Below are 23,765 nucleotides of genomic sequence, written 5' to 3'. Positions count from 1 at the left end.
GGGCCACTCGGCCCCTCCTCGGTCACCGTGCCGCAGCTAACGCTGGAAGAGGGCCGCGGTGCTGCGGCGCCCAAGGAGGTCTCGCCATGAAGCACCATGTGACCGTCGGCGTCGACGGCTCTCGCGAGAGCCGGGCTGCGGCTCGGTGGGGCGCCCAGGAGGCGGCCATGCGGGACGTGCCGCTGAGGCTCGTCCACGCTGTCGACTGGCTGATCAGTCCCGCGGTACCGGGGCTGGGCAGCGAGGAAGCCGACCGTTGGGCCGACGAGGCGCTCACCGACGCATTGGAAGACGTGCGACGCCGGCATCCCGGGCTGGAGGTCTCGACGAGAAGCCTCTCCGGCAAGCCGGCTGCAGCCCTGGCCGCGGAGGCGGCCGACGCCGGGCTGCTCGTACTCGGCTCCCGCGGGGTGGGAGGCCTGGTCGGCTTCCTCATCGGCTCGGTGAGCTTGTCGACATTGGTGGCCACCGAGACGCCAGTGGCGCTCGTACGCGTGTCGGACGCGCCCGAGGAGGCCGAGCCCATCCGGTACGGGGAGATCGTCCTGGGTATCGACATCCACGAGGCAGCGGACAAGGTTTTGACCTTCGCCTTCGAGGAAGCCGACCGTCGCGGCTGCGTCCTGCGTGCGGTCCACGGCTGGAAGATGCCCTCCATGTACCAGTACGCGCCCTTCTTCGACCCGGAGAACGAGCGGGAGGTCGGCCGGAGTGTCACCGTGATGCTCGACGACATGCTGATGCCGTGGCGGCACAAGTTCCCGTCCGTGAGCGTCGCCCACGAGGCGTTCGAGGGGCCCGCAGGCGAGCAGCTCGTCCGGGCCGCGGCGAGGGCGGACCTGGTCGTTGTGGGTCGCCACCTGCGCCGCTCGCCTCTGGGCGTACATCTGGGGTCCGTGGCCCATGCGGTCCTGCACCACGCCGTGGCGCCCGTCGCGGTCATCGCTCACGACTGACGGCCCGTAAACCACTCACAAGGAGATCGGACCATGTCTCATCGCACTGTCGCAGACGTCATGACCCGGAACGTGGCCACGGCGAGCCCCGAAGCCTCACTCAAAACGGTCGCCCGGAGCCTTGCCGACAACGGGGTGTCGGCCCTGCCCGTCGTGGACACCCGTCGCCATCCGATCGGCATCATCTCCCGAAGCCGACCTGCTCCGCAGGCAAGCCGGGCTGCCCGATACCGAAGGGCGCGAGCCCCTGCACACCACGGCGCCGATGGACCGTGCCTCCATGGATCCCCGGACCGCCGGCGATCTGATGTCCACCCCCGTCCTGACCGCCCGGCCGGAGTGGGGCATCGTCGAGACGGCCCGTTTCCTGCACGAGCGAGGTGCCAAGCGTCTGCCGGTGGTCGACGGGACCGGAACCCTGGTGGGCATCGTCAGCCGCACCGACCTGCTGCGCCCCATGCTCCGCCGCGATGAAATCGTCGACGACGTACTGGGCCGGACCCTCAGGATGACCCCGGGAGGCGTTGCGGTGACCGTAAGCGAAGGGGTCGTCTCCCTGAGCGGCCAGGTCGAGGAGCGGTCGGCCATTCCGGTTGCCGAACGACTGTGGCAGTCGGTCGATGGGGTCTTCAGCGTGGACCAGGCCCTCGGCTACGCGGTCGACGACCTGTCTCCAGTTGCCGACCCTCGCCGTGCCACGCATTGACCCCCGCGACACAGGGCGGAAAGAATCCGCCCGCTTCTCGCGGATCCCGCTCGTGCGGTGCACGGCCGCCAGCCGCTTCTGCGCATCCTCCCAGGGACTCTTCCCGTCATTTTCATGAAGGTACGCCCGTTCATGAAGTACGCCCGTCACCTGGAGAACAGGGCTGGTCAGCCCGAAGTGATCCCCTGACGGCCCTACCGTCAGGCAGGCACAGGTGTCCACGATCGGATGTATCAGGACGCCGCTCTGGAGGCATCATGAAACACCTTCGCACCGTCGAGGACGTGATGACCCATGCCGTCATCTCCGTCGACCGCAGAACACCCTTCAAGGGCATCGTGGAGACCATGCGGCAGTGGCGGATCAGCGCTCTGCCCGTTCTGTCGGAGGAAGGACGGGTCGCCGGCGTGGTGTCCGAAGCGGATCTGCTGCTCAAGACCCAGGGCGCGGACGAGTCCCGCGCCGTCACCGCCGGGCAACTGATGACCGTACCGGCGGTCACCGTGACCAAAGACGCCGCCATCCCCGGCGCCGCCCGTCTGATGGCCCGCGGCCACCTCAAGCGGCTCCCCGTCGTCGACGGCGACGGCCGCCTCATCGGCGTGGTCAGCCGGGGCGACCTCCTCAAGATCTATCTCCGCCCCGACGCCGATATCGCCGAGGAGCTCCGCGAACTGATCATGGCAGAGCTCATCCCCGCCGGATCGGCCATGGTGCAGGTCCACGTGGCCGACGGCATCGTGCACCTGGACGGCTCCATCCCCAACCCGGCCCTCAAGGACGTGCTCGTCCGAGTCGCACGCACCGTACCGGGAGTCGTGGACGTCACGGCCGTGCGCCTCGACACCGAAGTCCGCACGTGAGGGAGGCCGACGATGAGGCACCGCAGCGTCGCCGACCTGATGACCCCGACAGCCGTCAGCGTCCAGCGGGGCACCCCGTTCAAGGAAATCGCCAGGCTCCTCAAGGAGTTCGACATCTCCGCCGTGCCCGTGGTGGACGAGGCCGACCGTCCCGTGGGCGTCGTCTCCGAGGCCGACCTGCTGCGCAAGCGCAGCTCCGGCAGCGGCACGAACACGGCCGCCGATCTCATGACCAGAGCGTCGACGGCGTCGTCGACGTGGTCAACCAGCTCGACTACGCACAGGACGACGTGTCGGTCGGCGCCCGAACGCCCACCGAGCGGTAGGAGAAGAGCATGAAGCATCGGGAAGTCCGCGAACTGATGACCCGCGAGGTCGTCACCGTCCCCAACAACGCTCCGTTCAAGAAGATCGCCCGCACCCTGACGGAGCACGAGGTGTCAGCCGTTCCGGTCGTCGACTCCGCCGGCCGACCGCTCGGCGTGATCTCCGAACGGGACCTGCTGCCGAAGTCCGCTGGCCAAAGCGAGTACTTCAGGTCACTTCCCGAACGGGAGGCCTGGCAGGAGGACAAGGCAGCGGGTACGTGCGCCGAGGAGTTGATGTCTTCGCCCCCCGTGTGTGCCCGGCCGGACTGGACCGTCGCCGAGGCCGCCCGGTTGATGGAAGCCCAAAGAGTCAAGCGGCTCCTGGTCGTGGACGACTCGGACGTACTGATCGGAATCGTCAGCCGACGCGACCTGCTGCGGATCTTCCTGCGGGACGACGAGGACATCCGTCACGAGATCATGGGTGACGTGCTCGACCTCAGCCTGCGTCAGAGCCCCTCGGCCATCACCGTGGGCGTCACCGACGGCCGGGTCGAACTGCAAGGAACGGTCGACTACAAAAGCCTCATCCCACTCATCGAACGCCTCTGCCGGACCGTGGACGGCGTGGTCTCCGTCACCTCACGTCTCGGATACGCCATCGACGACACGACCTCAGCCTGAGCGAGCCGACGACCGTGTCGAGTACCTCCGGATCCCGCGGCCGGTCAGCACGTCGGCGCGGTCGAACCATCCCCTCCTCACGGTGGACGTGGCCCGTCAAGTGGATCCCGGTCATCCCCCGTGCATTGGGAAGCCATCATGAACGATCGACGTCCCCTACCCCCCTCGTCGCCTTCCACCATGCGGTCCTCCCAGTGGCACTACAGGCCCCGGGCCAGGAGAAGCTCATGAGCGAGCCGTGCGCCGCGCCGCTTGGGCCGATCCCTCTGTCTCCTGCGAGGGGTTGGCCTCCAACCCTTCGGCCAGTGCCCGCACTGCCTGGGCAAGCGTCTGCACCTGTGCTTCGACGAGGGACAAACGGTCCTGTTCGGAAGGGGTGCTCTGGGTCATGACAAAGCCTCCGTGATCAAGACAGCGGGTGTACGGCGTCCCGTGCCACTGTGCGCCATAGCAAGGGGCGGGTCCACCGGAGGCATTCGGCACCTGCTCTTGCCGGGGTCGGGACAGATCTGCCGCAGGGCGAATCAATCCACCGCGGCCGTCCGCTTCGCGCTTCTTCTCGGCCGGGCCGGCACCGGCAATAGAGGCCGCACTACCTACCCCTGCGCGTGCGTCATGCCGGAGAGACTCTGATTCACCCGGTCATCACCCGCCCGCCCGGGCCCTTTGGAACAGGACGTTCGTTGCGGCGAGCGGGCGACTACGCACCGGCTCGCCACGCTGATCAGTCCGGCTCCATGTACGGGCGGCGGAAGACCGGGGCCTGGCCGGAGCCGTAGGGGCGTACGGCCGCCATCGCCTGGATGACCGCGGCCTCCAACAGGCCGCCGGTGTCGATGGGGACGGCCTCCTCCCACGGCGGCTCCGCGGCTGCCATGGCCTTGGCCACCTCAGGGGTGGCGTCGGATGCTCCGGGGGCGCGGGTGGTCAGGCGCGCGGCTGACACCTCTCCCGGAGCCTGGCAGTGCAGGGCCACCAGGTCGGCGCTGGTGCGTTCGGCCATGCGGAGGGCGGCTTCGCGCTGTGTGGCATCGGACCAGGTGGCGTCGAGGACGACGGACTCGCCCAGGGACAGCAGGGTGGACGCCCGGTCGAGCAGGGCCGCGTATGTCCTCGCGGTCCACTCGGGGGTGTACAGCCCTTCGCCATAGTCGGCGGCTGCGGATTCCTCCGCCGGCATGCCTGCCAGCTCCTTGCGGAGGCGGTCGCTGCTGAGCAGTGTGACGCCCAGGCGATCGGCCAGCGCGCCGGAGAGCGTGGACTTCCCACTGCCCGGGAGGCCGCCGACGAGGGTCAGGCCGACAGCGGAGGTACGCAGGTGGCGCAGCGTCGTGGTGACCAGTCGCCGCGCGGCCGTTTGCGCGCCGCGAGCGCCTTGGGCTGCCTGGATCAGGGAGACCTTGGCACGGACGAACGCGCGGTAGGCGACGTAGTGGTGCCAAAGGGACGGCGGTGCGGGGTCGCCGGAGTACTCGCCGTACTGGGCGAGGAAGAACGCCGCGGCCTCCGGGGCACCCGTCTGCTCGAGGTCCATGGCGAGGAAGGCCGCGTCGTCGAGGCCGTCGACGTAACGAAGGCGGTCGTCGAACTCCAGGCAGTCCAGGACGCGGGGTCCGTCGTCGAGGCAGAAGATGTCCTGGGCGAGCAGGTCGCCGTGGCCGTCGACCACCCGCCCCTGTTCGATACGCGTGTCGAACAGTTTCTCGCGGCCGGCGAGATAGCGACGCACCAGGCGCTCGATCTCCTCCACCCCGTCGAGCAGCTGGACATCTTCGGTCAGTTCCCTGACCTGTGTGAAGCTCGCTTCCCAGCGTGCGGACAGCGCGTCCCGCCTGCCCTGTTCGTCGATGTCCGGGCCACGAGGCGCGTCCGCGTGACGGGAGGCGAGGAGGCGTGCGACGGTCCGCAGGGCGTCGTCGACGTCGGCGCCTTGACTCACGAGAAGGGACAGGCGGCGTTCCGCCGGCATCCGACGCATCACCACGAGAGGTTCGGGCGTGTCGGAGTCCGGTCCGCGAAATTCACCCAGGCCCAGGTAGACGTCAGGAGCGAAGCGACGGTTGAGGGCGACTTCTCGTTCGCACACGGTCCGCCGGGCCGCCGTGGTCGTGTAGTCGAGGAACTCCAGGTCGACCGGCTTCTTCAGCTTATAGGCGCGGTCGCCGACGAAGAACAGCACGGCCGTGTGCGTCTCACACACCTCTGCCCGCGGGAGTGGTGGAACATCGACGCCGGTGCCGGTCCGGAGCACGGACGCGTCGGTCCGGTGCGCCGGCACCGGCGGCTCCTCGCGGTGGGTCGGCTCAGTCATGGGGAATGACGGCGACGGGGCAGCGCGCGTGATGGATCGCGGCGGTGGCCACGGAGCCCAATGGGGGTGCCAGGGCGGGACGATGCATGCGACGGCCGACGACCAGAAGCCCTGCGCCCTCGGCGGCCCGCACCACGGCCTTGGTGGGGCTTTCAAGACCGACGCTGTCGGCCACCTCCACACTCGGAAACTTCTCGCGCCAGGGGCGGAGGGCGTCGCTCAGGAGCTTCTGCGCGTCCTTCGTGATCTTCTCGGTCACGTCGTGGTCCGTGCCCCAGGGAGCATGAGCGTGCAGGGGAACGCTCCGGCCATGGACGGCTCGAAGGGGCACGCCGCGCGCCGCGGCGGCGGCGAAGGAGAACGCGAGCAGGTCGTCGCACGGACCGCGCAGTTTCAGTGCCACCACCACGCCGCCCGAGGCACCCGGAGCGGACGACGGACCCTCTGTCCCGGCGCGCACCAGGACCACCGGCCGCTCGGCCCGTGCGACGACGGGCATGCTGATGTCGCCCAGGAAATAGCTCTCGACGGACTCCAGTCCGCGCGAGCCGAGCACGGTCATCTCGGACTCCGCCGCCGCTTTCAGCAGCGCCTCCTGGGCATCCTCGGCGACCAGGTTTCCGACGATGACCAGGCCCGGGTGGCGCGCTTGGAGCTCGGCCTTCGCGTTGTGCACGATCCGCTTCGCCCAGTAGTTCTGATCCATCTCGGCGGGAACGTGGGTCGATTCCGGCGTGAGCAGGGGCCACGCGTGCAGCAGGCGCAGCGTGAGTTTGCGGCGGTCGGCTTCGTCAGCGGCCCAACGGGCGGCGGCGAGGCTCTCGGGTGAGCCGTCGAGGCCCACGGTGACGACTGGCTCCATGCCGACTGCTCCGTCTGGTAGATGACTGGAATGGCGGTGAGGTGTCCGTCCGGCCGGCCCGGAGCCCTGTCGTCCCCGCGCTCGCGCCGGTAGCCGTGCAGCGACCGTAAGGGGTACTCAATGAAGCACTTGTGCCAACGCGCCGAGCTACGGCCGCATGTCATCCGAGGAGCGCCCGAAGCCTCCCCGCAGCGCGCAGGAGGCCGTCCTTCCAGGGCGTGATCAATGGGTGCGCTCGATGTCCAGTTCCAGGAAGTGGGCCGAACACGAGATGCACGGGTCGTGGTTGCGGACGGCCCGCTCGCACAGCCGGGTGAGCTCGGCCTCGGAGCCCTCACCCCGATCGAGCCCGGCTTGGACCAGCCGGCGCAGGTCCTCCTCGATGGCGCCCTGGTTCTGGGCGGTCGGCGGAACGATGCATGCGTCCGTGACACGCCCCCCGCCGTCGAACGCGTAGCGGTGGTAGAGCAAGCCTCTTGGCGCCTCCGTAGCGCCGTGACCGGTGCCGGCTCGGGCCGGCACCTCTGCGTACGGAAGGGCGGGACGCTCGTACTCCGCGATGATCCGAAGGGCCTCCTCCACCGCGTACAGGACTTCCACCGCACGGACGAGGATGCTTCGGTACGGGTTCCTGCAGACCACTCCCCGCCCGGCGCCTGCCTGCGACGGAGGGCCACCCAGCCCGGCCTCCCGTGCAGCTTCCAGGGCCAACGGGGACAGCAGGTGACCGCTGACCGCCCAGCGCGCAAGCGCACCGGCGAGATGTCTCCGGCCGTCCAAACGGGAGTGGAGGGCCGTGGAGTGGGACACCTGCTCCTCGGCAACGTGGTCGGTGAAGTCCCGCAGGGGGAAGCTGTACGGCGGCGTCGCGTCGTACGGGAGCACGGTGGGCACGCCGGACTCGATGGCGTAGGTGCCCGGCTCGGCGAGGGCGAGCAGGTCGGCTTCACACTCGGCGTCCGGGAATTCGAAGCCGGCGACCCAGCGCACCGTGTCCCAGGCGTCGTCGAGGGCGGTGCGCAGCCGCTCTTCCAGGGGGCGGAGTTCGGCGCGGGTCGGGGCGCGGTGGAAGCCTCCGATCCGGACGTTGACGGGGTGGATGGCCCGGCCCCCGAGCAGTTCGACCACGGCGTTGCCGGTCTGCTTCAGGCGCAGTCCGCGCTTGACGTGGTCCAGATGCGAGCGGGACAGACCGATCACGTCGTCTTCGCCGAGGAAGTCCGGTGCGTGCAGCATGTGGATGTGCAAGGTCTGGCTCTCGATCCACTCGCCGCAGTACAGCAGGCGGCGCAGGGCAGCCAGTTGTCCGTCGACGATCACGCCGCACGCGTCCTCGATGGCACGACAGGCGCTCATCTGGTAGGCGACGGGGCAGATCCCGCAGATGCGGGAGGTGAGATCGGGAGGCTCCGTGTGCGCTCTTCCCCGGAGGAAGGCCTCGAAGAACCGCGGTGGCTCGTAGATCTTGAGTCGCGCCTCGACGACGGTGCCGTGGTGGATCCTCAGGTGCAGCGCGGTCTCACCCTCGACACGGGCGAGGGAGGGGATGCGGAGCTCCTGGGTCCGGAGCTGGGTCCGGGGCGTGGGATCGCTCATCCGAAGCCCTCCCCGTCGGTCGTACCGGGCTGACCTTGCTCCTCCACGGCGGTGAAGGCGGTCACGTTGAAGGTGTGCAGGAACCTGCCGATGTCCTCCTCGCTCATCCCGTCCCGCTGCATGAGCGGGACCAGCGCGGGAAGGTTCGTGGTTCCGGCCGGCCCGAAGCAGCCGTAGCAGCCGCGCCCGTAGGTCGGGCAGAGGGCCCCGCAGCCCGCGTGGGTGACGGGACCGAGGCAGGGCGTGCCATGGGCGACGGTGACGCAGACGTTGCCGCGCCGTTTGCAGGAGAAGCAGACGCTGTGGTTCGGGATGGCGGGCTTGCGTCCGGCGAGGAAGGCTGTGATGACCTCGACGAGCTGGCCGCGGTCGATGGGACAGCCGCGCAGTTCGAAGTCGACGGGGACGTGGGCGGAGATCGGAGTGGAGGCAGCGAGGGTCTCGATGTATTCGGGGTGGGCGTAGACGGTCGCCAGGTACCCCTCGACATCGGCGTGGTTCCGCAGCGCCTGCACGCCGCCGGCCGTGGCGCAGGCCCCGATGGTGACGAGGTGGCGGGCATCGGCGCGGATTCTCCGGATGCGCTCCAGGTGCTCGGGTGTGCTGACCGACCCCTCGACGAGGACGAGGTCGTACGGGCCGGGCGCGGGCTCGCTGGACGCTTCCAGGAAGTGGGCGATCTCCAGTTCGGCGGCGATGCAGAGCAGTTCGTCCTCGCAGTCGAGGAGGGTGAGCTGGCAGCCGTCGCAGGAGGCGAGCTTGAAGACGCCGAGGCGGGGACGGGCAGGAGGCTGGGGTGTGGTGGAGGCACTCATCTCACAGTTCCCGAACGGTGAGCAGGGGCTCGGCCTGGTCGTAGCCGACGACCGGGCCGTCGCGGCAGAGGAGCAGGGGCCCCAGCTGGCAGTGGCCGCAGTGGCCGGTGGCGCAGCGCATGTTGCGTTCGAGGGAGACCTGGATGCGGTCGGGACGTACCCCTTGTTGGATCAGCGCCCGTGCGGTCGCGCGCATCATCACCTCGGGACCGCAGACGAAGGCGACCGTGTCCGAGGGTGTGAACCGGGCCTCGCTCAGCAGGGTGGTGACGACTCCGACCCTGCCGGTCCAGCCGTCGGAAGGCCGGTCGACCGTGACGGCGGCGAACGGCTTTCCCCAGGCGGGGAACTCGTCCTGGTAGAGCAGATCGGCCGGTGTCCGGGAACCGGCGAGGACGTTCAGCCGCCCGAAGGCGTGCGGCTCGGCCAGGACGGAGTCGACGAGGGGACGGAGCGGGGCGAGCCCGATGCCGCCGGCGATGACGAGCAGGTCGTTGCCGTGAGCGGCAGCCGTGTCCCATCCCGTACCGAAGGGGCCGCGGATCCCGACCCAGGCGCCGGGCATCAGCCCGCACAGTGCGCGCGAGACGGCCCCGACGGCGCGGACGGTGTGCGTCAACCGTCTCCCCCCGGTGGTCCGGGACACGGACACCGGGATCTCTCCGACACCGAACGCGTACAGCATCGCGAACTGGCCGGGTACGAAGGGGTTCAGGGCGTCCCCGACAGGCTCCAGTACCAGCGTGACCGTGTCGTGCGTGTCGTCGCGGCGGTCCGCCACGCGGTAGGAAAGCGGTGTGGGTGTCATGGCGCTCCCTCACTCCCCTGCGGTCCCGGCGGTCCGTAGAGGTCGAGCAGCCGCGTGCGGGTGGCTCGGAGCCGGTCGCCGATGGTCTCAGCGACGGCGGTGACCAGCGACAGGCCCAGCGCCGTGTCCTCGGCGCACAGCTCATGGACGGCGGCGGCATCGAACTCCCAGGCACGGACGGGGTCCCGTGTCTCCGCCGCCAGGTGCCACTGCCGAGGTGGGCACAGCCATGACCAGCCGAGCAGGCTGCCCGCACCGATGGTCTCGACGACAGCGCGCCCCCGACCGGGCATGTGGATGTCGAGCGCGACCGAGCCCGAGCGGATGATCCAGAAGCGGTCGGCCTCCTCCCCTTCCTCGAAGATCCGCTTGCCGCCCGGAAGGGCGACGTCCCGGGCGAGGGCCATCAGCCTCCCACGGTGCTCAGGCGCCAGAGCGGCGAGCACCCCCTCGCCGGGAGGCCCACCCGGATGCGGGTTCACGGCGTGTTCCCCCGCTGCGTGGCCTCCTGGTGCAAGGCGTGGGCTTCCTCTGTGAGGTCGATGCCCGTGGGACACCACACGATGCACCGGCCGCATCCGACACAGCCGGAGCTGTCGAACTGGTCGTGCCAGGTACCCAGCTTGTGCGTGAGCCACTGGCGGTAGCGGCTCCGCGGGGTGGACCGGACCGCACCGCCGTGGAGGAGCGAGAAGTCCAGGTCGTAGCAGGAGTCCCAAAGGCGCCAGCGCTCGGCGTGGTCGCCGGTCAGGTCGGTGACGTCCTCCGTGGTGGTGCAGAAGCAGGTGGGGCAGACCATGGTGCAGTTGCCGCAGCTCAGGCACCGGGCCGTGACGTCGTCCCAGCGCTCCGCCTCAAGGTTGTCCCGCATCAGCGTGCGCAGGTCCACGAGCGGCATGGAGCGGCCCATACGTTCTGCGGCGGCGCTCACGGCCTGGGCCGCAGCCTCCCGGGTGGGGTCGTCGGCGCTCCGACGCGGCAGTTCCGCAAGGACCGCGGCTCCCTCCTCGCTCCCGCTCCGACACAGGAAGCGGTGGCCCGCATCGTCCACGACCTCGGTGAGAGCGAGGTCGTACCCGGCGTCGGCGGCCGGCCCGCTCCCCATCGAGACGCAGAAGCAGGTGGCACCCGGCTCGGTGCACTCGGCCGCGATCAGGAAGGCACCCGTCCGCCGGGACAGGTAGGTGGGATCCCGGTACCTGCCTCCGCTCATCACACGGTCCAGGATCTGAATGGCACGCAGATCGCAGGGCCGCACGCCGAGGAACGCGTACGAGACGCGCTCCTGCTCCTCCTCCCGGACAACCGGAGCACCGTCCGGGCCGCGGTCCGCGAACCACTGACGGACGCGCTCCGGATGCAGGAACGACTTCCATGACTGGGGTCCCGCGCTGTGCGCGAAGGCCGCCCCGTCCTCGCGGCGACGGAGGCGGTACCTCCCCGCCTCCAGTTCGACCCCCCACCCGTAGGGGAGTGCGTCTGCGGAGTCCAACTCGTCGAGGACGATCGCGCCGTCGCGCACGGTCGGACCGATCACCGTGCGGCCGCGCCGCTTCAGGACGCGCACGAGCGCGTCCAGACCGTCGCGGTCGAGAACGGCCTCGGCCTGGTGGTCGGGGACGGCTCCGACATCCGAAACGTCGGTCACGGTGCACCTCTCGGTCTCCACGTGCCTGGATGCGGCAGCATCTCAGACCTGCGGGCCCCGGGGTTCGAACCGCTCCGGCGAGTCCGCCGGCCGTGCCGGTGGACGTCCGCCTCGATGCGCAGGGCCAGAAGCGGCAGGGCGGCCGCCACCGCCGGGGTGAGCCCCGTGCCCAGCGAGCGGTCCGCCCCCTCGACCGCGTACACGATGAGACGGCCGGGGCCGCGCCCGACACTGTCGGCGAGGCACAGGGCCTCGGCGAGCCCCAGCCCGTGGGTGCTCTGCCTTCCTGCGGCGGCCGGGTGCGGCATCTCGCCGGGAGCCACACACCACCGGTGTGTTCGACCGGGCTGCGCCGCAGGTGGGAAGCAGGCGTCGACGACGAATGTGAGGGCCTTGCCTTCCCAGAGGCTGATCAGCCGGCCGGGGTCTCCGTCGCACTGTGAGAGCTCAGTGCCGGACGGGAGAGGTCGCTGCGCCTTCCGTGCGCGCAGCAACGCGATGGCGGCCCACCCCGCCCCGTCATCGCGTCGGAACTCATTGCCGATCCCAATGACCGCCGTACCGGCGAGCGGCTTCATACGTACCCGCTTCCTTCTTCGGGCGTCTCCAGGCACAGCCTGCCCCACTCGCGGGATGACGTCCTGTGCCACGGGGCAAACGGCGCATGGCACCGCACCGAGTGATGTGCGGGGCCCGGCCGCCCACCAAGGTGCCCGCGCCCGTTACGGCCATCGGTGATCCGTTGCGTTCGGTAGTCAGGTGCTTGCATCCCGGATTTGTCATCCCTCCCCCCGTTGGGGCGTTCCCTCGGCCGTTATGGACGCAGCCTCACCACGCTTCTGGGTCCTGAGGCCGAGCATGGGACGCGCGGCTCTGGAACGGGACCGTCCGGCACTGGCCGTCCGTTCAGCGGGCGCCGGATCGTGGGAAACGCGGGGCTGGGCTTCCCGGCACTCTCCGTTCCATCCGACCCCACCGGTATCCCCCGCCGCCACAGGGTGGTCGAGACCAACGCCCGGTGCTGGTCATGAACCGCCCCGACTCGCGAAGCCAGGAGCGGACGTTCCACGAGAGCCGTCCGGACCGCGCCGGGCATGTGCGCCGGGCGCTGGTGGGCGGGCAGCATCCGTTCGCCGTGGTGCTCGGGTGCGTGGACTCGCGGGTGCCGCCGGAGTTGGTCTTCGACCAAGGGCTGGGCGATCTGCTCACCGTGCGGGCGGCGGGCGAAGTTCTGGACGAAGCAGTCCTGGGCAGTATCGCCTACGGTGTGCTGGAACTCGGCGTCCCGCTGATAGTCGTCCTGGGCCATCAGGGCTGCGGGGCGGTCGCGGCGGCCGTGCACGCCGAGGCCGGCGGCGAACTCTCGGCGCACATCCGCTACTTGGAGGACCGGATCCGACCGGCGATCAACCACCGGCTTCAGGGCGAAGCTCGGATCGACGCGGCGGTCACCGAGAGCGTCCGCCGGATCCGGGCACGCCTTGCCGCCGAGCCGGCCCTCACTGCCCGGGTCGTCGACGGCTGCCTGGCCGGAGTCGGCTCCCGCTACGAGCTGACCAGCCAGTTGGTGCGCAAGGTGCCCTGACCAGCCTCGGCAGGTGAACCTCCCAACGGACCCGCACCAGCTAGACTTGCAGAGTTATGCAATTTACTAGTTCTGGATATGGTGGACGGGGGTCGCGGTGTGGCCGAGTTCGAGGAAGCGGCGCTGGAACGGGTCCGTGTGGCGCGGGCTCGCCTCCAGGCTGCACAGGAAGCTGACGATGCCTTCGCGGAGGCACAGGCCGCGGAGGAGCTGGAGGACGCATTGCGCGTGGCCCACGATCACGGCGCGGCCACCGACGCCGGAGACAGCCGGTGAACCAGACAGTGTCACCGGCGTGTCCGAGGCGTCGGTGACGGCCCGGCACCCCAGCGGACAGCCGGCCGTCGAGGTGCTCAAGCACGTGTGGACGGTGCCGCTGGTGCCGGGTTCCGTGCGGGCCGCGCGCGAGCGCAGCGAACGGTCCCTGGTCCTCTTCGGCCTGGAGAGCTCCTGCGCGCTCTTCGGCGCCGTGCTCCTGGTGGTCAGCGAGCTGGTGGCCAACGCCGTCCGACACGCTCAGGACTCCCGGGATGCGGAGGTGACTCTCCACATGGCCGAGCACCTGCTCGTGGTCTCGGTCGAGGACCTGGACCCGCGCCCGATGACGCTGGCCGATGCTGGCCGGACCTCCGGGCAGGGGCTGCGCACGGTGGCTGACCTGGCGCGCACGTTCGGCGGCGACGTCCGTATCGAGCCTTCCTCCGGCGGGCACGGCAAAACGGTGGTCGTCCGCTTCATCCTGCCGGAAGGCACACCGTGACCAGCAGGAACCAAAGGGCCGTCAGGCTGTACGAGATCACCTACCTCGGAACCGGCCCTGAACCGGAGGTTCGCACGGTCGAGGCCGGCGAAGTCGCGGCCGTCATCGAGTACGCCGGCGAACACGGCATGCAGGTCCGCGTCCGCCCGTGCCGCCGCCCGGTCGAGGAGCCGAGCACCAGGAAGGAAGACGCGTCATGACGGACAACCTGCCAGACAAGGACACGGCGGCGGAGCACGAGAAGTGGAAAGAGAAGGGCGTTGCGATGCGGGCCTTCTTCTACATCTTCGGCACGCACGTGTTCGCCGGGTTCATCTGGTTGCTGTTCTACCTGGGGCAGCACGCCCAGAAGTGAGGCCGGGACCGAAGTGGGGCCCGCACGCCTGCGGCGCAGGTTCGGCATATGAGGGAGCGGCCGTCTTCCGGTGTCAGAAGCGCGTTGAACCCGCACTAACGAAGACGGCCGCCGCATGTGGGGGGCGGGCCCCGCAGGGCCGGCACCGTGGGGCACCGTTCAGGCGTGGCGGCTGGCCTTGAGGTCGGCCAGGAGTTCGGCCTGGCCTTCCAGGACGCCGGAGAGGATGCCGCGGGCGACCCGCAGGAGCTCGGCGATCTGGGGGTGGGTGAGGCTGTAGTACACGTTCGAGCCCTCCCGGCGGGTGATCACCAGGTTGGCCTTGCGCAGGACGGCGAGCTGCTGGGAGAGACTCGCGGCCTCCACCCCGACCTCGGGCAGCATCTCGGCGACCGCGTGCTCGCGCTCGGCCAAGAGTTCCAGGACGCGGATACGGACCGGGTGCCCCAGCGTTTTGAAGAACTCCGCCTTCAGCTGGTACAGCGGTGTGCTCACCTGGGTACCCCTGCCGTGACTGCCCATCTCATCCACCCGGAACCGTTCCTTCGTAGAGGCATCCATTCGCCCCTCTTCACACCTTGCGACCTCCACAATTGCAGATCCTTGCAACTCGCGGGACCCGGCGGGGCACCTTCGTGACGTTCGCCTCCCGCAGTGGGACCTTCGCCGGTCAGGCCTTCTTGAGGAACTCGGTCTTCAGAACCAGGCCCTTGACCTTCTTGGTGTTGCACTCGACCTCGCCCGGGCGGGAGGTACGGCGGATGTTCTTGACCAGGGTGCCGCGCTTGAGGGTCTCGGAGGTCCCCTTGACCTTCAGGTCCTTGGTCAGGGTGACCGAGTCCCCGTCCTCCAGGACGGTGCCGTTGGAGTCCTTGAAGATGATGTCGCTCATGGTGCCGATGCCCTTCGTCGCTGATCTTGCGGATGGTGTGCTGGGTTCAGGTGAGGGCGGGTGCCTCAGGGGACTGCGGAGTGGGCCAGTCATCGGTGGTCCACTGCTTGACCGTCCCGTGGGCTCCGTGGGCGGCCAGAGCGGCGGCGAGGTCGCAGTGGACCGGGACGGGCGGACAGGTCGCGTCCGGGACGAGGGAACCGTCCGCCGGTATCGCGGCGAGCTCAAGTCGGCGCCCGCTCTCGGCGAGGCGGCGCGCGGCCTGGGCAACGGCGATCTGCCCGCCGGCCGACCAGCCCAGTAGACCGGTCAGGTCCAGGATGACCGGGCCGGTGCCCCGCGCGATCGCCCAGCCGATGGCGCCCGTGAACCGGTCGGTGGCGTCCGCGCCGAGATACCCGGCCAGGGACAGCACGCCCAGGTCCTGGCGGGTGGTGTAGCGCCATTCGATCGTCATCGTCAGCTCCTCGGCTTCACAGGGGAAGGGTGATCCAGATGGCCTTGCCACGCCCGTCCGCGTCCGCCCGTACGACGGCGGTGCCGCCGAGTGCCATCGTCATTTCGACCACCATGGCCAGGCCGCTGCCCGGGGCGGTGGCGAGCGCCCCGAACAGGGCGGGCTGGTAGGGGTGGCGGTCGTGGACGGCGAACGCGAACGCCCCCGGCCCGTGCGCGTAGGTCACCGTGATGATCGGGGACGTCACGGCGGCGTGGCGGACGGCGTTGGTGACCAGTTCGGCCAGGATCAGCAGCGCCGGGCCGACGCTCGGGTGGCGAAGGCCCACCCCGCATTCGACGAGAACCAGCTCGGTGGTCTCGCGGGCGATGCGGACGGCGGCCCCTATGGCCGGCACGTCCAACACGTGCCGGTAGGGCATCGCCTCGACCTGGCCGCTCACCGGCCCGCCCCGTTCACGGTGCGGGCCAGGCGGAACCCGGACACCTGCTGCGGGTGCAGGCGCAGCAGTGTGTCATGGGGGCCGTAAGCCCAGCCGGGCAGGGTGCGCCGGTAGTGGGCGGCCTCGTCAGGGTCGGCGATGACATCGGCCGGGCCGTGGGCGCTGACCGTCCAGCCGGTCCCGGCCGGGCTCCGGATCTCATCGACCTGGTAGGTCAACAGCGCCCGGCCGCGGATGGTGGCGGCTTGTACGGGGGCGCGGACGACGAGGCGTCCGTACTCCATCACGTGTGCGGCGGGGCGGACGACGGCCACCTTCCGCTGGATGTAGACGAGTCGGCCTTGGATGGAGCCTTCGAGGAGCCACAGGACTTCGGTGCCGGAGACCTCGATCATGCGGCGGTCGGCGGGGGCGGTCATCGTGCGGCCTTCCGGATGCGGTGCGGTCGGTGATGCGTACGGGGCAGCAGGCCCGCCTGCTCCAGGTGTTTGCGGGCGCCGACGATCGCCTCGGGGGTGGTGGCGTACTCGCGGCCTTCCAGGCGCAGCAGGTCCAGGGCGCCGACGGCGTCCAGGGCCTGGCGCTGGCCGGGCCGGATGCCGGAGGTCATGACGGCGATGCCGCGCCGGTTCAGCTTCTGAACGGCGTCCTTGAGGACGAGGGCGCCGGTGGCGTCCAGGGTGGTCACCCGCGCCATGCGCAGGATGACCACCTTCACGTCGGCGACCTCGGAGAGTTCGAGGAGGAAGCGGTGGGCGCCGGCGAAGAAGAGGGGTCCGTCGATGCGGTAGGCCACGATGTGCTCGGCCAGCAGGGCGTGTTCCTCGTCGCTGTGCTCGCCGGGCAGGTCCGGGCGGAAGTCGACCTGCTCCATCCGGGCCTGGCTCGCCACTGCCTTCAAGGCGAGGGCTCCCGCGACGACGAGGCCGAGGATCACCGCGTACACGAGGTCGAGGATCAGGGTGGCGGCGGCGGTCAGGACGAGGACGACGGCGTCCGATCGGGTTGCCTTGGCCATCGCTTTTAGTGAGCCGACCTCGACCATGCGGATCGCGGTCGCCAGCAGAACGCCGGCCAGTGCGGCGAGGGGGATCTTCGAGACGAGGGGGGCTGCGGCGAACACGATCACCGCGAGTACCGCGGCGTGGGTGAGCGCGGCCAGCCGGGAGGAGGCGCCGGTGCGGACGTTGACCGCCGTGCGGGCGATCGCGGCGGTGGCCGGCACACCGCCGAACAGCGGAGCCGCGAGGTTGGCGATGCCCTGCCCGAACAGCTCCTTGTCCGGATCGTGCTTCTGCCCCACCGTCATCCCGTCCGCCACGGTCGCCGACAGCAGGGACTCCAGCGCGGCGAGCGCCGCGACCGCGACCGCCGGGGCCAGCAGCGAGCCGAACGCGGAAGCGTTGAGGAAGGCCAGGGACGGAGCGGGGAGCCCGGAGGGAAGGTCACCGATCGGGGCCGCCTCGTCAAGACGGAAGACCTCCGCGATCACGGTCGCGGCGATGACCGCGACGATGGAGAACGGGATGGTCGGCTTCCACCGGGCCCCGGCCAGCATCAGCGCCGCGACACCCACCGAGAGGCCGATCGCCGTCCAGTTCGGGAAGTCAACGAACTCCGTGAGCGCACGCCAGGCCACGAGCAGGACCTTCTCGCCCTCCGGCTCGGCGACCCCGAGGGCATTGGGTATCTGCTGGAGGCCGATCACGCACGCGATCCCCAGGGTGAAGCCCTCCACCACCGGTGCCGGCACGTACCGCATGTACTGCCCGGCCCGCAGCAGGGCGAGACCGATCAGGAGCACGCCGGCCATCAGCCCGACGGTCAGGACGCCGCCGGGCCCGTACCGGGCGACGATCGGCACCAGGACCACCGTCATCGCGCCGGTCGGGCCGGACACCTGGAGGTTCGAGCCGCCGAAGAGGGCGGCGAGCGCGCCCGCGACCACGGCGGTGGCCAGCCCCGCCTCCGCGCCCAGCCCGGAGGAGACCCCGAACCCGAGGGCGAGGGGAAGGGCGACGATCGCCACCGTGAGGCCGGCCAGGAGGTCCCGGCGGGGGTTGCGGGCCATGACCGCGTAGTCGGCCCGGGCGGGCAGGACGGAACGGATCCGGCCGAGCACGGCCGCCAGGGCGGTGTTCATGCTCACGAGGCCGCAACCTCGGACTCGCGCAGTTCCTCCAGCAGCTCGCTCTGCCCGGTCAGGACCTCGGTCAGGATCCGCCGCGCGGCCAGCATCAGCTGCGCGACGTCCCCGCCCGCCAGTGCGTAGACCACGGTTGATCCATCGCGGGTCGAGGTGACGATCCCCGAGCGACGCAGGACCGCGAGCTGCTGGGACAAGGCGGAGGGCTCGACCTCGATCGCGGCCAGCAGTTCCCGCACCGGCATCGGCCCGTCCTGCAGCAGCTCCAGAACTCTTATCCGCACCGGGTGCCCGAGCATCCGGAAGAACTCGGCCTTCGCCTGATACAGCGGAACCGGCACGGTCTCGCACCCTTCTCACCACCCCGAACGGGGCAAACGCCTGGTGCTGCGCCCGCGGCTACCTACGGACACAGCAATAACAGCATCTATGAAATTGCAGACTTCTGCAATTCACAGATCCTGCGATCCGCCGCCCGCCGCGGGCGCACTGTAGGAAGGGAACTCGCCGCACCGCCCGGCGGCGAGGTCCCTTCCGGCACCGGCAGACACGCCCGTGAGATTCAGGCCAGGGATGCGGCGGCCCGACGAGCGGGCGTCTGGACGCCCGACAGACGGACGGCCAGGAGATGGCGCGGGATACGACGGTGCCGCGGCTGCGCAACGACCGCGTTCCCCCCGGAGCTGATCACGAAGCGGGATTCGCCCGCTCCGTTCCGCGGTGGCATCCGGCGCATCGAGCTCGTCCCCCCAGCCCGAGTGGCACCCCCGCGGCTCATGGCGGTTGCTCCGCTCCGCTCGTCACCGGTCCCCACAGCGGAGACCTCGGGGCGCACTCTCCGATCGGACACGACGGCTGCATCGGTCAGTCGATGACGGCATGCGGTGGCACGAAGCAGGCCGGGGAGTCGAAGCGACATCACGTCTCCTGCGTGTTCCGTTCTGTGCCGCCTTGACCATAAACGGGGCGCGCTCAACGCAGCGTAACCAGCACCAAACCAGCACGGGAGTCAGCACCAGTCCTCCAAAACGGGCGCAACTCTGCAATTCCGGCAGAGGCCGTCGCCATCGCGGCCGGGGTCGTGGGAGGCGGCTCCGTCGGTGGTGTGGGCGTGGGACACATAGAACAGCGCCTCATTGTGATGGGCCGGCACATATGCCGCTTACCTGGGGACTTCTACGTTGTGGCGACACCGATCGTCCCCGCAGACCTCCTGGAAGTGGTGTTCATGGCCTCCCCCGAGACCGCCCCCCCGACCGCCGGATCCATCAAGAGAGTCGTTGCCGCCAGTCTCGTCGGGACCACCATCGAGTGGTACGACTTCTTCCTCTACGGCACCGCCGCCGCGCTCGTGTTCAACAAACTGTTCTTCCCCACCAGCGATCCGCTGACCGGCACCCTGATCGCCTTCATCACCTACGCCATCGGGTTCCTGGCCCGGCCGCTCGGCGGGGTCGTGTTCGGGCACTTCGGGGACAAGGTCGGGCGCAAGAAGCTGTTGGTGCTCAGCCTGCTCATGATGGGCGGGGCCACCTTCGCGATGGGGCTGCTCCCCACGTACGCGAGCTTCGGTGTCGGGGCTCCCGTGCTGCTCACCGTGCTGCGGCTGGTGCAGGGCTTCGCCCTCGGCGGTGAGTGGGGCGGGGCGGTGCTGATCGTTTCCGAGCACGGCGGGGCCGAGCACCGGGGGTTCTGGGCGTCCTGGCCGCAGTCCGGTGCGCCGGGCGGAAACCTGCTGGCCACCGGGGTGCTCGCACTGCTCGCCGGGGTGCAGTCCGATGCGGCGTTCCTGGCCTGGGGCTGGCGCGTCCCGTTCCTGCTCTCCGGTGTCCTGGTGATCGTCGGACTGTGGATCCGCCTGTCCGTCTCCGAGTCCCCCGTGTTCCTCGCCGCGCAGGCCGCCCGACAGGGGCGCGAGGGCGAGGCTCCCGTCGTCCGGGTGTTGCGTCGTAGCATGCGCCAGGTGCTGACCGCCATCGGCACCCGCTTCGGCGAGAACATCTCCTACTACGTGCTGACCTCCTTCCTCCTGGTGTACGTCACGGCGCACCTGGGTCTGCCCAAGAGCACCGCGCTGAACGCCGTCCTGATCGGGTCGGCCGTCCACTTCGTCACCATCCCGGCCTGGGGTGCGCTCTCGGACCGGATCGGCCGGCGCCCGGTGACGCTGATCGGCTCCGCCGGCATGGCCGTGTGGGCGTTCGGGTTCTTCGCGCTGGTCGATTCGAAGTCCTTCGCCGTCATCACGGCCGCCGTCACCGCCGGGCTGCTCCTGCACGGCGCCATGTACGGGCCCCAAGCCGCCTTCATCTCCGAGATGTTCGACACGGAAGTCCGCTACTCCGGCGCCTCGATGGGCTCGCAGCTCGCCTCGATCGTGGCCGGAGCGCTGGCTCCGCTCATCGCCGTCGAGCTCCTCAAGGACTACGGCTCCTCGGTCCCCGTCTCCCTCTACCTTTGCGCCGCCGCCGTGGTGACCACGCTCACCGTCGCCTTCGCCCGGGAGACCCGCGGCCGTGACCTGACCCGGGCTGGGGGCGGTACGGACTCCGCCGACCGCGCGGCCCCTCTCCCGGCCGTCGCGGACCCGGCCTGATCCGGCCCGGCCGGCCACGGGAGAATGCCGCCATGGCCTCCGCGAGGGATACCGCCCTGCTCGAACTGCTCCAACTGCTGCGCCGCGGCGCGCCGCCCGAGGAGTTCGCCCGGCCCGCCGCGGACGCCCGTACCGCCGGGGCGGGCCCCGCCGAGCAGGCCTTCGTGGAACGGGCCACCCGGGTGGCTCTCGACATCCGGCGCACGCTCGATCAGCACCGGCGGCGCGAGGCCGAGTTGACGGCCCTGTTCGACACGGCCGGTGACCTCGCCGCCCTGCGCGACCTCGACGCGGTGCTGCGTGCCATCGTCCACCGGGCCCGGATGCTGCTGGGCAGCGACGTCTCGTACATGACCCTCAACGACCCGGTGGCGGGAGATACGTTCATGCGGGTCACCGACGGCTCGGTGTCGGCCGCCTTCCAGCAGCTGCGGCTCGGCATGGGCGAGGGGCTCGGCGGCCTCGTGGCCCAGACCGCCCGCCCGTACGCCAGCGCCGACTACCGTACGGACGACCGCTTCCGGCATACCGACACCATCGACAACGGGGTCCGTGAGGAGGGCCTGCGCGGCATCCTCGGTGTCCCGCTGCGCGTGGGGACCCGCGTGATCGGGGTGCTGTACGCCGCCGACCGGGCGGTCCGCGACTTCGCACCCGACGCGGTCGCGCTGCTCTCCTCCCTCGCCGATCACGCGGCCGTCGCCATCGACAGCGCGCGCCTGCTCGAAGAGACCCGGGCCGCCCTCGTGGAGCTCGGGGTCGCCACCGAGACCGCCCGCGCCCAGAGCGAGGCGGTGCGGCTCGCCGCCGAGACCCACGACCGCCTCACCCGCCTCGTCCTGCGCGGCGGTGACGTGGCCGACGTCGCCCGGGAGGTCGCCGCCCTGCTGGGCGGCAGCCTTGTGGTCCGGGACTCCGACGGCGCCGAGCTCGCGCGGGTCGGCCCGGACCCGGTCGGGCCGCCGGAGCACGCCCTGGCCGCCTCGCGTTCCGGCGGGCGGGCCGTCGCCGTGGGCGGCGTGTGGGTCTGCGCGGTCCTCGCCGGGCCGGAGCTCCTGGGGAGCATCACGCTCGGCGGACGCGGCGACCTCCCCGACGCGGAGCGGCGGCTGTTCGAGCGGGCCGGCCTGGTGACGGCGCTGCTGCTCCTGCTGCGGCGTTCCATCGCACACGCCGAGGACCGGGTCCGCGGCGAACTGCTCGGCGACCTGCTGGCCCCGGTGGCGCCCGGCCGGGTCCGGGACACCGGCAGCCAGACCCTGCGGGCCCGCAAGCTCGGGGTCGACCTCGCCCGCCCGCACGCCCTGGTGGTGCTGCACTGCGATCCCGCGCTGCGGTCCCGGCTGGCGGTGGAGGCCGCCCGCCACGCACGCGCCCGTGACGGCCTGGCCGGGCTGCACCAGGGCCGCGTCGTGCTCCTCGCCCCGACGGACAGCCCGGGCCCGCTCGCCCGCTCGCTCGCCGCCGAACTCGGACAGACGCTGGGCAGCCCGGTCACCGCGGGCTCCGCCGGACCCGCCGCCGACCCGGACGGCCTGCCGGGCGTGTACGCGGAGGCGCTGCGCTGCCTTGAGGCCCTGCACGCCCTCGGTCACAGCGGCGGCGGAGCCGGTCTGCCCGACCTCGGCTTCCTCGGGGTGCTCCTCGGGGACCGGGCGGACGTCGGCGCGTACGTCGAGAGGGTACTGGGACCGGTCATCGCGTACGACGCGCAGCGCGGGACCGAACTGGTGGGCACCCTGGAGGCCTACTTCGCGTACGGGGCCAGCCTGGCCCGTACCAAGGACGCCCTCCACGTGCACGTCAACACCGTGGTCCAGCGCCTGGACCGGGTCCGGCAGATCCTGGGCGAGGACTGGAACACCCCGGCCGGGGCGCTGGAGGTGCAGCTCGCCCTGCGGATCCTGCGGTTGGCGCCGGCCGGGCCCCGCCGGGCGCCGTCCCCGCCGAACCCGCGCTCTCCCGCGTCCCCTTACCCGACCTCTTCGTAGGCCGCCCACGCTCCGACGGTGAACCCCTGTCCCTGGCGGCGGACTTCGACGGCCCCCGTTCCGCCGAAGTGGGCGGGTACGAGCAGTTCCGCCTCGTCCGCGGCACGTTCGAGGATCCGGCGCCGACTGGCGGCGGCCTGCGCGGCGTCCAGGCAGAAGCAGCTGTTGCAGGCGGGTTCCAGGATCTGTACGGGGCTGTGCAGCAGGTCTCCGACGAAGACCGCCCGGTCGGTCCCGGACGCGAGGCGCACCACGGAGGATCCGGGGGTGTGCCCGGGCGCGGCCTCCAGGGTGAGGTGCTCGTCGATGCGGTGGGCCCCTTCCCAGAGCACGACCTGTCCTGCGCGGTGGACGGGCGCGATGCTGTCCTCGTAGATCAGCCGGTCGTCCTCCCGCACGCCGCCCGCGTACCCGTTCGCGGGACCGAAGTGGTGGTCGTCCGCGGCCGGGACGAGGTACTGGGCGTTGGGGAAGGCGGGCACCCAACCCCCGTTCTCCGCAACGGTGTTCCAGCCGACGTGGTCGCCGTGGACGTGGGTGTTGACGACGACGTCGACGTCCTGCGGCCGGACTCCCACCCGCGCCAGCTCCCCGAGGAAGTCGCCCTGCCGCTGGTGGAAGAGCGGCGAACCGGGCCGCTCGCGCCCGTTGCCCACGCCCGTGTCGATCAGGACGGTCTTCCCGGCGCTGCGCAGGACCCAGGTCTGGAGGGCCAGGACCGGCCGGTCCTCGACGGGCTCCCAGTGGTCCGGCGCCAGCCAGTCCTCGTTGCCCTTCCACACCTCGGCCCCGACGCCCGGCACCAGATCGGATGTGGGCCCCAACGGCCCCTGCCACTCGATGACACGGGTGACCTCTACGTCACCCAGGACGATGCTCTTCCTGCTCTCGATCTTCATGCCGCCAAGTCTAGGAAAAGCCGGATGAGCCCCTCAATGCCTGCCCGGCTCATACGAATACGCGATCGTCTCACCCTTGACGCCA

General features: G+C 70.6%; 28 protein-coding genes and 2 pseudogenes. 12 read left to right on the top strand and 18 right to left on the bottom strand.

What is annotated here, in order from left to right:
- Positions 1–86: 86 nt before the first annotated feature.
- The 6 genes and pseudogenes from OHA65_RS35405 to OHA65_RS35380 all read left to right on the top strand — a co-directional run bounded on the left by OHA65_RS35405 (position 87) and on the right by OHA65_RS35380 (position 3,517).
- Positions 87–956, top strand: coding sequence for a universal stress protein (locus OHA65_RS35405; RefSeq protein WP_329315724.1), 870 nt, complete (start codon positions 87–89; stop codon positions 954–956).
- Positions 957–989: 33 nt separating this feature from the next.
- Positions 990–1,091 (top strand): annotated as a pseudogene (locus OHA65_RS35400) (hypothetical protein); the annotation flags it as partial.
- 145 nt (positions 1,092–1,236) lie between these two features.
- Positions 1,237–1,662: a CBS domain-containing protein gene (locus OHA65_RS35395; RefSeq protein ID WP_405763269.1), complete on the top strand. Its 426-nt coding sequence runs from the start codon at positions 1,237–1,239 to the stop codon at positions 1,660–1,662.
- Between the two features lie 257 nt (positions 1,663–1,919).
- Positions 1,920–2,525: a CBS domain-containing protein gene (locus OHA65_RS35390; protein WP_405763267.1), complete on the top strand. Its 606-nt coding sequence runs from the start codon at positions 1,920–1,922 to the stop codon at positions 2,523–2,525.
- Between the two features lie 12 nt (positions 2,526–2,537).
- A pseudogene (locus tag OHA65_RS35385) lies at positions 2,538–2,789 on the top strand (CBS domain-containing protein); the annotation flags it as partial.
- A gap of 71 nt (positions 2,790–2,860) precedes the next feature.
- Positions 2,861–3,517, top strand: coding sequence for a CBS domain-containing protein (locus OHA65_RS35380; protein WP_328764701.1), 657 nt, complete (start codon positions 2,861–2,863; stop codon positions 3,515–3,517).
- A 225-nt stretch (positions 3,518–3,742) separates the two neighbouring features.
- On the opposite strand, the gene OHA65_RS35375 is transcribed toward OHA65_RS35380, so the two are convergent.
- The 9 genes from OHA65_RS35375 to OHA65_RS35335 all read right to left on the bottom strand — a co-directional run bounded on the left by OHA65_RS35375 (position 3,743) and on the right by OHA65_RS35335 (position 12,135).
- Positions 3,743–3,907: a hypothetical protein gene (locus OHA65_RS35375; protein ID WP_327280207.1), complete on the bottom strand. Its 165-nt coding sequence runs from the start codon at positions 3,905–3,907 to the stop codon at positions 3,743–3,745.
- Between the two features lie 334 nt (positions 3,908–4,241).
- The gene (locus tag OHA65_RS35370) at positions 4,242–5,717 is read right to left on the bottom strand and encodes an AAA family ATPase (RefSeq protein ID WP_405763484.1); all 1,476 of its coding nucleotides are present in this window, start codon (positions 5,715–5,717) and stop codon (positions 4,242–4,244) included.
- Positions 5,718–5,820: 103 nt separating this feature from the next.
- Positions 5,821–6,690 carry a universal stress protein gene (locus OHA65_RS35365; protein ID WP_327280206.1) on the bottom strand — a complete coding sequence of 290 codons (870 nt, stop codon included), beginning with the start codon at positions 6,688–6,690 and terminating at the stop codon, positions 5,821–5,823.
- Between the two features lie 222 nt (positions 6,691–6,912).
- Complete coding sequence (locus tag OHA65_RS35360; protein ID WP_327280205.1) at positions 6,913–8,286, bottom strand: nickel-dependent hydrogenase large subunit; 1,374 nt, start codon at positions 8,284–8,286, stop codon at positions 6,913–6,915.
- Positions 8,283–9,101: an oxidoreductase gene (locus tag OHA65_RS35355; RefSeq protein ID WP_327280204.1), complete on the bottom strand. Its 819-nt coding sequence runs from the start codon at positions 9,099–9,101 to the stop codon at positions 8,283–8,285. Before OHA65_RS35355 ends, OHA65_RS35360 begins: the two co-directional genes overlap by 4 nt.
- A gap of 1 nt (position 9,102) precedes the next feature.
- Positions 9,103–9,909: an FAD/NAD(P)-binding protein gene (locus OHA65_RS35350; RefSeq protein WP_405758517.1), complete on the bottom strand. Its 807-nt coding sequence runs from the start codon at positions 9,907–9,909 to the stop codon at positions 9,103–9,105.
- Complete coding sequence (locus OHA65_RS35345) at positions 9,906–10,316, bottom strand: cyclic nucleotide-binding domain-containing protein (protein ID WP_405763264.1); 411 nt, start codon at positions 10,314–10,316, stop codon at positions 9,906–9,908. Before OHA65_RS35345 ends, OHA65_RS35350 begins: the two co-directional genes overlap by 4 nt.
- 71 nt (positions 10,317–10,387) lie before the next feature.
- On the bottom strand, positions 10,388–11,557 hold the full coding sequence (locus OHA65_RS35340) for a 4Fe-4S dicluster domain-containing protein (protein ID WP_405763261.1): 1,170 nt from the start codon (positions 11,555–11,557) through the stop codon (positions 10,388–10,390).
- On the bottom strand, positions 11,554–12,135 hold the full coding sequence (locus tag OHA65_RS35335) for a hydrogenase maturation protease (RefSeq protein WP_405758513.1): 582 nt from the start codon (positions 12,133–12,135) through the stop codon (positions 11,554–11,556). The genes OHA65_RS35340 and OHA65_RS35335 overlap by 4 nt, the downstream gene beginning before the upstream one ends.
- A 386-nt stretch (positions 12,136–12,521) precedes the next feature.
- Between OHA65_RS35335 and OHA65_RS35330 the strand changes: the two genes are divergently transcribed.
- Positions 12,522–13,142 (top strand): carbonic anhydrase, encoded by a 621-nt coding sequence (locus OHA65_RS35330; protein WP_405759337.1) that lies wholly within the window; start codon positions 12,522–12,524, stop codon positions 13,140–13,142.
- A gap of 66 nt (positions 13,143–13,208) precedes the next feature.
- Here OHA65_RS35330 and OHA65_RS35325 read toward each other — a convergent pair whose 3' ends face one another.
- On the bottom strand, positions 13,209–13,385 hold the full coding sequence (locus tag OHA65_RS35325) for a hypothetical protein (protein ID WP_405763258.1): 177 nt from the start codon (positions 13,383–13,385) through the stop codon (positions 13,209–13,211).
- A gap of 52 nt (positions 13,386–13,437) precedes the next feature.
- Here OHA65_RS35325 and OHA65_RS35320 point away from each other — a divergent pair, with 52 nt between their 5' ends.
- Genes OHA65_RS35320 through OHA65_RS35310 form a run of 3 tightly spaced genes read left to right on the top strand, consistent with a single transcriptional unit; the run spans position 13,438 to position 14,257 of the window.
- Positions 13,438–13,902 carry an ATP-binding protein gene (locus OHA65_RS35320; protein ID WP_405758508.1) on the top strand — a complete coding sequence of 155 codons (465 nt, stop codon included), beginning with the start codon at positions 13,438–13,440 and terminating at the stop codon, positions 13,900–13,902.
- On the top strand, positions 13,899–14,102 hold the full coding sequence (locus OHA65_RS35315) for a hypothetical protein (protein WP_327280197.1): 204 nt from the start codon (positions 13,899–13,901) through the stop codon (positions 14,100–14,102). The genes OHA65_RS35320 and OHA65_RS35315 overlap by 4 nt, the downstream gene beginning before the upstream one ends.
- Positions 14,099–14,257 carry a DUF6126 family protein gene (locus OHA65_RS35310; protein WP_327280196.1) on the top strand — a complete coding sequence of 53 codons (159 nt, stop codon included), beginning with the start codon at positions 14,099–14,101 and terminating at the stop codon, positions 14,255–14,257. Before OHA65_RS35315 ends, OHA65_RS35310 begins: the two co-directional genes overlap by 4 nt.
- 159 nt (positions 14,258–14,416) lie before the next feature.
- Here OHA65_RS35310 and OHA65_RS35305 read toward each other — a convergent pair whose 3' ends face one another.
- From OHA65_RS35305 to OHA65_RS35275, 7 genes are all read right to left on the bottom strand, one after another.
- Complete coding sequence (locus OHA65_RS35305) at positions 14,417–14,752, bottom strand: metalloregulator ArsR/SmtB family transcription factor (RefSeq protein ID WP_327280195.1); 336 nt, start codon at positions 14,750–14,752, stop codon at positions 14,417–14,419.
- 175 nt (positions 14,753–14,927) lie between these two features.
- Entirely contained in the window at positions 14,928–15,149 is a 222-nt protein-coding gene (locus tag OHA65_RS35300) for an alkylphosphonate utilization protein (RefSeq protein WP_327280194.1), read from the bottom strand.
- A gap of 46 nt (positions 15,150–15,195) precedes the next feature.
- Positions 15,196–15,606, bottom strand: coding sequence for an STAS domain-containing protein (locus OHA65_RS35295; protein WP_328764697.1), 411 nt, complete (start codon positions 15,604–15,606; stop codon positions 15,196–15,198).
- Between the two features lie 16 nt (positions 15,607–15,622).
- Positions 15,623–16,027, bottom strand: coding sequence for an ATP-binding protein (locus OHA65_RS35290; RefSeq protein WP_405759336.1), 405 nt, complete (start codon positions 16,025–16,027; stop codon positions 15,623–15,625).
- Positions 16,028–16,044: 17 nt separating this feature from the next.
- Positions 16,045–16,467, bottom strand: a complete 423-nt coding sequence (locus OHA65_RS35285) for a pyridoxamine 5'-phosphate oxidase family protein (protein ID WP_405758503.1) — start codon at positions 16,465–16,467, stop codon at positions 16,045–16,047.
- Positions 16,464–18,191 carry a SulP family inorganic anion transporter gene (locus OHA65_RS35280; protein WP_405759334.1) on the bottom strand — a complete coding sequence of 576 codons (1,728 nt, stop codon included), beginning with the start codon at positions 18,189–18,191 and terminating at the stop codon, positions 16,464–16,466. Before OHA65_RS35280 ends, OHA65_RS35285 begins: the two co-directional genes overlap by 4 nt.
- Positions 18,192–18,193: 2 nt before the next feature.
- Positions 18,194–18,535 (bottom strand): metalloregulator ArsR/SmtB family transcription factor, encoded by a 342-nt coding sequence (locus tag OHA65_RS35275; RefSeq protein WP_327280190.1) that lies wholly within the window; start codon positions 18,533–18,535, stop codon positions 18,194–18,196.
- An 887-nt stretch (positions 18,536–19,422) separates the two neighbouring features.
- Here OHA65_RS35275 and OHA65_RS35270 point away from each other — a divergent pair.
- Both OHA65_RS35270 and OHA65_RS35265 read left to right on the top strand, forming a co-directional pair.
- Positions 19,423–20,790: an MFS transporter gene (locus OHA65_RS35270; RefSeq protein ID WP_327285903.1), complete on the top strand. Its 1,368-nt coding sequence runs from the start codon at positions 19,423–19,425 to the stop codon at positions 20,788–20,790.
- 32 nt (positions 20,791–20,822) lie between these two features.
- Positions 20,823–22,781, top strand: a complete 1,959-nt coding sequence (locus OHA65_RS35265) for a helix-turn-helix domain-containing protein (RefSeq protein ID WP_327280189.1) — start codon at positions 20,823–20,825, stop codon at positions 22,779–22,781.
- Here OHA65_RS35265 and OHA65_RS35260 read toward each other — a convergent pair.
- Positions 22,763–23,680 carry an MBL fold metallo-hydrolase gene (locus OHA65_RS35260; protein ID WP_327280188.1) on the bottom strand — a complete coding sequence of 306 codons (918 nt, stop codon included), beginning with the start codon at positions 23,678–23,680 and terminating at the stop codon, positions 22,763–22,765. The genes OHA65_RS35265 and OHA65_RS35260 overlap by 19 nt on opposite strands.
- Between the last annotated feature and the right edge of the window lie 85 nt (positions 23,681–23,765).

This window comes from Streptomyces sp. NBC_00045 (assembly GCF_045041095.1).
In the GTDB taxonomy this organism is placed as follows: domain Bacteria; phylum Actinomycetota; class Actinomycetes; order Streptomycetales; family Streptomycetaceae; genus Streptomyces.
This window is presented reverse-complemented; position numbering and strand designations above follow the sequence as displayed.